This window comes from Pseudomonas sp. (assembly GCF_035277045.1).
Taxonomy (GTDB): Bacteria; Pseudomonadota; Gammaproteobacteria; order Pseudomonadales; family Pseudomonadaceae; genus Aquipseudomonas.
In genome coordinates, this window is record NZ_DATELE010000327.1 from 1 (window position 1) to 6,351 (window position 6,351).

7 protein-coding genes are annotated in these 6,351 nt (G+C 67.2%); 3 read left to right on the forward strand and 4 right to left on the reverse strand.

Annotation, left to right across the window (positions count from 1 at the left end; genetic code table 11):
* From VJS90_RS21705 to VJS90_RS21715, 3 genes are all read left to right on the forward strand, one after another.
* The coding region (locus tag VJS90_RS21705) for a hypothetical protein (protein WP_324123681.1) at positions 1 to 329 on the forward strand (329 nt) is incomplete at its 5' end.
* Positions 330 to 450: 121 nt separating this feature from the next.
* Complete coding sequence (locus tag VJS90_RS21710) at positions 451 to 855, forward strand: response regulator (RefSeq protein WP_324123682.1); 405 nt, start codon at positions 451 to 453, stop codon at positions 853 to 855.
* A gap of 29 nt (positions 856 to 884) precedes the next feature.
* Entirely contained in the window at positions 885 to 2,051 is a 1,167-nt protein-coding gene (locus VJS90_RS21715; protein WP_324123683.1) for a histidine kinase dimerization/phosphoacceptor domain -containing protein, read from the forward strand.
* 45 nt (positions 2,052 to 2,096) lie between these two features.
* Here the strand turns inward: VJS90_RS21715 and VJS90_RS21720 are convergent, their stop codons facing one another.
* The 4 genes from VJS90_RS21720 to VJS90_RS21735 all read right to left on the reverse strand — a co-directional run.
* Positions 2,097 to 2,393, reverse strand: coding sequence for a hypothetical protein (locus VJS90_RS21720; protein ID WP_324123684.1), 297 nt, complete (start codon positions 2,391 to 2,393; stop codon positions 2,097 to 2,099).
* Positions 2,394 to 2,511: 118 nt separating this feature from the next.
* Positions 2,512 to 3,576, reverse strand: a complete 1,065-nt coding sequence (locus VJS90_RS21725) for a lipocalin-like domain-containing protein (protein WP_324123685.1) — start codon at positions 3,574 to 3,576, stop codon at positions 2,512 to 2,514.
* Positions 3,566 to 6,025, reverse strand: a complete 2,460-nt coding sequence (locus VJS90_RS21730; RefSeq protein ID WP_324123686.1) for an ABC transporter permease — start codon at positions 6,023 to 6,025, stop codon at positions 3,566 to 3,568. The genes VJS90_RS21725 and VJS90_RS21730 overlap by 11 nt, the downstream gene beginning before the upstream one ends.
* Positions 6,022 to 6,351, reverse strand: a 330-nt coding sequence (locus VJS90_RS21735) for an ATP-binding cassette domain-containing protein (protein WP_324123687.1), incomplete at its 5' end; no start/stop codon positions are given. The genes VJS90_RS21735 and VJS90_RS21730, both read right to left, overlap by 4 nt.

Sequence of the window (6,351 nt, forward strand, 5' to 3'; positions counted from 1 at the left end):
ATTACGCGCCTTACATCACCCATACCCTTACCCGGCAGCCCAGCCCGCCGCGGGTCACCCTTCAGCAGGCGTGGCTTGATGAGTCCAGGCCCGATCGCGAGGTCTGCGTGGCCGGCCTGACCCTGACACGCACACAGCTGAGCGAACGCAACCCTTATCTGAACGTCAGCGTTGCCGGGGACCTGATCGAAGGCCACAACGACATTGGCGAGCCGCAGATCATCGAGTTCGTCAAGCAGATGATTCTGCTGTCGTCACTGCCGGACAAGGCGCGCAAGACAGGATCGGGGGTCATTGATCCGAGGTGTCCGGGGGCTTCCAGGTCATGAGGTCGCCTGGCGCTCACTGTTGATCGAGGCGTCTGCGTGCGCACCCGGTTGAATTTCCACAACGCCCCGATGTCGTAATGACATCGCACCCAAAACCTTTATTTTTCATCAAGATGTCCGCATGAATGACCTGACCCAAGCCCAGTACTGCCCCGCCATTCTGCTCGTCGAGGATGAACCCGCGATTCGCGACCTTCTGGTCTTCGCCCTGGAGGACATGGGCGCGGTCGTCACGGCGGTCGCCACCGCCGACGAAGGCCTGGCGCAACTGGAACAGCACCCTTGGGCGCTGCTCCTGACCGATGTGCAGACCCCCGGCGTGCTCGATGGACTGCAACTGGCATGGGCAGCCCACGAACGCAGGCCAGAGCTTCGCATCGTGGTCATGAGCGGCTACCATGTGCGCATGGCCGCACCGCTGCCGCAGGATGCCTTATTCCTGCCCAAGCCATGGTCCATGGACGCTTTTTATACGACAATCAATGCACAGCTCGGACGCTACGCTTCACTTCAGCCTGCAGCCTGATGACCCAGCGCCTTGGCAGGTTACCCCCTGTGACTGAACCCATGCAGCCTGACCACGCCATCGACGAGCCTTCTTCTCCCGCGCGCCTTGCCGCGCTGCGTAGCTACGGCGTGCTCGATACCCCACGCGAAGCGGACTTCGACGAGCTTGTCGGCCTGGCCGCGAAGATCTGTGGCACGCCCATTTCGGTGGTCAACCTGATCGAGGAAGACCGTCAGTGGTTCAAGGCCGAGGTAGGGCTTGGCATTCGGGAAACGCCGCTGGATGTGTCGATCTGCCGCCATGTGTTGCTGCAACCCGGCATCACGGTGATTCCCGACCTGCTGGCCGATCCGCGCATGTGCCTGAACCCGCTGGTCACCGCCGACGCGGGCCTGCGCTTCTACGCCGGGTGCCTGCTGAAGACCCCGGAAGGCCACGGTATCGGCACGCTCTGCGTGCTGGACCACAAGCCCCGCGGGCTGAGCGAGGACCAGCTGAGCGCCCTCGCCGTCCTGGCCAACCAGGTCATGGGCCAGATGGAGCTGCGCCGCACCATCAGCCAGAAGACCCGGCTGGTCGAGCAGCAGCAGGTGTTGCTGGCACAGCAGGACCTGCTGCTCAAGGAAGTCCATCACCGGACCAAGAACAACCTGCAACTGATCATCGGCCTGATCGAACTGCAACTGCGCAAGATGGAGGGGCAGGAAGCACGGACCGCCCTGGCTGACATCTCGCGACGGATCATGAGCATCGCGGCCGTTCATGAAAAGCTGTACCAGACGGACCTTATCGACATGGTCGATGCCGGGGTGTACCTGCGCAGCGTGGTGGAAGGCATCACGGCCACCTCGCCCGCGCATGTCTCCCTGGCGCTGGACATCGCGTCGGTACTGCTGCCGATGGACCTGGCCATCCCGCTGGCGCTCATCGTCAACGAGCTGGTGACCAACGCGCTCAAGTACGCGTATGACGAAAACGCTTCGGGGCCGATCACCGTCAGCCTCGCGCCCGTCGATGGCCTGTGGCGGCTGAGCGTGACGGACTCGGGCAAGGGACTGCCCGCGGATTTCGTGCCCCAAAGGTCAAGGTCCCTGGGGATGAAAATCATCGCTTCGCTGACCCGGCAGCTCAAGGGCGAGCTGGAGTTCATTGACAACCGGCCGGGCCTTGCGTGCAGGCTGACCTTCTCGGCAGGGCACGGCGCCAGCCTGTAGACATCGCGCGCCGTGACCCGGCGCCCTCACCCCTGCCGGCGAGGATCACTTGCACTTGGCCAGCACCACCTGGCACGTCCTCGGCGTGCCGCCGGAGCGGCTGGCGTAGCGCATGCAGTTGGCCATGGACTTCTGCCGGGCCACGCTCAACGACGAACCCCAGGCCAGGCCACCTTCCCCGGCGGTCGGGACCGCCTTGGCATAACAGGCCGAGCCGAGGGTCGATGTCGCGTAACGCGTTGCGGGCGGCTTGCTCGAGCAGCCTGCGGTCAGCGCGAAGGTGAGGGAAAGCAGGGACGGCAGAACCCATGGTGAGCAGCGGCGTGCGATGTTCCTGGTCATCCCGGTTCTCCTGATGAGGAGGGCTGGAGGTAGATTGCGGCCTGATCATCATAGAGTGTAACCAGACTTTCCGTGCGCGCTCCGCGACTTGAGAAGGGTTTTGAATAAGCAGGATGAGCTAATATCCGGTCATTTCCAGATAGCCGTTGCCACTTGCGCTGCCGCTCAAGCGCACGGGCCCTTCCCAGTAGGGATAGCGTGTTTGCATCCAGGCCTTGGCCTCCAGTGCATCGACCTCGATATCAACGCCGTGCACCGGCACCTGCACCCGCCAGCGCGTCGGCACGCGCCGGGCGTTCTGCTGCACGGTCCAGGCAATCGGCTGTAGCCGCAGTTGCCCACCTTGCAGCGCCTGTGGCGCTCCGTCCTCACTGATCCACGTGCCTGCGCGGTAGGGCTCGCCCTGGGCCTCGCGCACCTGGAACAGCATCAGCTTGGCACCGCTGTCCAGGTGAAGGGAAAACCAGTCCCAGCCCTCCTGCCCCGCCGCCAGCGGCTGGCTGCTCCATTCGCGATCCAGCCAGGCGCGGCCAGTGACCGGCACACGCTGGCCGCTACGCTCGACCTCTCCACTGACCTGGTAGAAGGGTTGGCTGTAGTAGTAGGACGCCTGCCCTTTGCCGGATTTTTCGCTGTAACCCTGCAGGCCATGGAGCACCAGCGGGCGATCGCTGGTCAGCGTCAGGTCATAGCCAAAGCCCTTGCCACTGGCTGTCATCCGCAGGTGCCCGAAGCTGTCGGCGCCCTGCAGCGACCAGTCATTGATCCAGGCCCTGAACGGCCGGGCGTCGACCCCTGCCTGTCCGATGCCGCCGCGCGCCAGGGTCTCGCTGGCCTGGTGGCCGCCTGGGCCGGTCAGCGCCGCGTGGCCCATCCACAGGTTCGGGCTGCTCCAGCCTGCCGTCTCCGGGCCGGGCCGCAGGGCTGAGCGGAACAGCGTCCACTGCACGCCCCAGTCGCGCCCCTGGCCGTCCTTGAGGTTGGCGGTGACGTACCACCACTCGATCCGGAAACCCGCGTGGGCTCCGTGATCACGCGGGAAGACCAAGGGGTGACCTGGCGTCACCTGCGCGAAGGCCGCGGCATCCTGGCCCAGGCCGGCGAAGCCTTTGGGAGAGGGCTCGGGCGAGTCGCAGCCGACCAGAAGCAGGCCCAGCAACACGAGAAAAGATTCACGCTTCATCGGCAAATTGCCTCAACAGCTCGCTGGGCTGGCGCCGCGCCAGTTGCCACAAGGGCCAGGCGCTGGCCAGGAAACTGGTCACCACCCCAAGCAGGGCCAGTTGCAGCAGTTGCCCTGGGAACAGGTACAACGGCAGGCGCCAGCCGAACGCCTGGACGTTGACCACGGCCACCAGGCACCAGGCCAGCAGCAGTCCCAAGGGGATCGCCAGGACCACGGTAATGCTGCTGAGCATCAGGGTCTGGCCGAGCGAAAGCCACACCAGCCGCGTGCGCGGCACGCCCAGCGCCCACAGCGGCGCGAGCTGGCCCAGCCGGCTTTGGCCCAAGGTCAGCAGGCTGATGAACAACGCCACCCCGGCAATGCCGAGCGTCAGGCTGTTGAGGGCCGCGGTGGCGGCGAAGGTGCGGCTGAACACCTCGGTCGACCAGGCCTTCAGCGTGGCCTGCTCGACCACGCGGCTATCGTCCAGGGCGAAGCGCTGCTGCATGTCGGCCTTGAGCGCCGGAACACGCTCGGGCGATACCCTGGCGCCGAGGCTGGCAAGGGTTGCCTGGGGCATATAACGCCGCAGCCAGTCGGCATTGACCAGCAGATGGCCTTTGGGATTGCCGTAGTCGGCGTAGATCCCCGCCACGGTCATCGTCTGCACGGGCTCGGTGGGGACCTGCAGCGGATCCCCCACCTGCAACGCCAGGCGCCGGGCCAGCTGTTCGCTGAGCATGACGGCCCGCCCGCCCGCAAGCTGCTCCCAGGCTTGCGGTGCCTGCTCCAGCAGCGGCCAATGCGCGCGGTAGTACGGGCGATCATCGATACCCTGGACCTGCACGGGCCATGCCTGCAGCCGGGTTTCCAGGCGCCAGTTGGGTAGCACCGCGGTCACCCCGGATTGTTGCCCGAGCCACGCGCTGAGCGCCAGCGCCTGGGCGGTGTCGCGAGGGGTGACATAGAGCTCCGCGGACAGGCGCTGGTCCAGCCAGCCGAGAAAGGTCTTGCGAAACCCCTCGGTCATGCTGCCCACCCCGACGCTCGCCGCCAGGGCCAGCAGCAACGCCATCAGCGCGAGGCTCAGCGCGGGCAGTTGCTGGCGGCTGTCGGCGATGAACCACTCGGGCAACGGCCGGCGGCACAGGCGTGCAAGCCCGGCCAACGCGCCCTCGAGCAAGGCAGGCAGCAGCAGGGCCGCCGCCAGCAGCAGCGCCGCGAGCAGTCCGAACGCGCTGGTCAGGCTGGCGCCGAACTGCCAGCAGGCCAGCGCGACCAGCGACAGCACCCCGGCGAGAATGGCCTGGCGCTTTAACCAGCGTCCTTGCGCCATGCGCCAGGCCTGGGGTTGCGCGAGCGCGAGCAACGGCAGGCGAGCGGCACGCAGGACGCTACCCACGCCTGCCAGGAGGGCGCCCAGCACGCTGACGCCCAGCCCCGCCAGCCACCACTCGGGCGACAGGCTCAAGTGTCCCGCCACCTGGGCACCGTACAAACCGCGCAGGCTGGCGGCAAAATCCGGCAACAACAGGCCCGCCAGCAGGTAGCCGCTGGCGACGCCTGCCAGGCCACCCGTCACCGCGAATGCTCCCAGCTCCAGCGTCAGGCCGGCCAGCACGGTCCTCAGGCTGATGCCGCAGGCGCGCAGGGTACGGATCAGCCCGCGCCGCTGCTCCAGCGCCAGGCCGATGGCGGCGTGCGCGATGAACAGCCCGACGACGAAGGCCAGCAAGCCGAGCGCGGTGAGGTTGAGGTGGAAACTGTCGGTGAGGCGCTGCAGGTCGCCGTCATCGGCAAGCGGCTGCAGGGTCAGCTGGGCGGCAAGGTCGGCGGGCAATGAGCGGGCATCGCCCGTCAGCAGCCGCGACAGCTGGTCGGGCGCTTGCAGCAGGTCCTGCGCGTGGCCGATATCGACGACGATGACACCCGGCGCCAGTTCAGGCTTGAGGCTGAAGGGCGGCAGGGTCCCGCCTTCGCTGGTGGTGACCCGGTCCGACACCTGCAAGCCCAGTTGCTGCAAGGTATCCGGACTGATCCAGGCCTGCCCTGGCGTGCCCAGAAAAGCCGCCAGGTCGAAGGCTTGCGCCTGGTTGCCCGCGACAGCCGTGCCGGGCGGCAGGCTCAAGGGTTCGATGCCGATCAGCCGGACACTGCGCGGTTGCGACCCGGCCAGGCGCAGGCGGCCTTCGAGCACCGGGGAGACCGGCCAGCCAAGCAGGCGCAGCCTGAGGTAGAGCGCCTGGTCCAGCCGCTCGGCGCCGCGTGGCAGCAGTTGAGCCTGCGCAGGGCCCGCGAGCACGGCGCTGGCCCGCGCGTAGTCGGCACGTGCCTGGGTGTTGAGCGCCTGCACGCCGGTCCACAGGGCGGTGGCCAGCCAGAGCCCGGTGAAAATGCTGAAGCACTGCAAGCGGTGCCGTCGCCAGTGACTCAGCAGCGCTTGCAGGGTGATCCCCAAGGCCCTCATCCGGCCGTCTCGGCCTGAACACGGCCGGCGTGCAGGAAGCAGCGCCGGGCCAACCGGTCGGCAAGGCGCCGGCTGTGGGTCACCATGAGCACGCTGCTGCCCGCCTCGCCCACCAGCTCCAGCAGCAGGTCCAACACCTCGTCACTGCTGGCCTCGTCCAGGCTGCCGGTAGGTTCGTCGGCCAGCACCAATGCCGGCTTGCCCGCCAGTGCCCGGCCAATGGCCACGCGCTGGTGCTGGCCGCCGGAAAGCTGCTCCGGATAGCGCCGCAGCAAGGCCGCCAAGCCCAGGCGATCCGCGAGGTATTTCACCCATGCAGGGTCGTG

Coding starts and splice junctions, on each gene's coding strand:
- VJS90_RS21730 (WP_324123686.1), bottom strand. CDS start 6,025: ATGAGGGCCTTGGGGATCACCCTGCAAGCGCTGCTGAGTCACTGGCGA.
- VJS90_RS21725 (WP_324123685.1), bottom strand. CDS start 3,576: ATGAAGCGTGAATCTTTTCTCGTGTTGCTGGGCCTGCTTCTGGTCGGC.
- VJS90_RS21710 (WP_324123682.1), top strand. CDS start 451: ATGAATGACCTGACCCAAGCCCAGTACTGCCCCGCCATTCTGCTCGTC.
- VJS90_RS21720 (WP_324123684.1), bottom strand. CDS start 2,393: ATGACCAGGAACATCGCACGCCGCTGCTCACCATGGGTTCTGCCGTCC.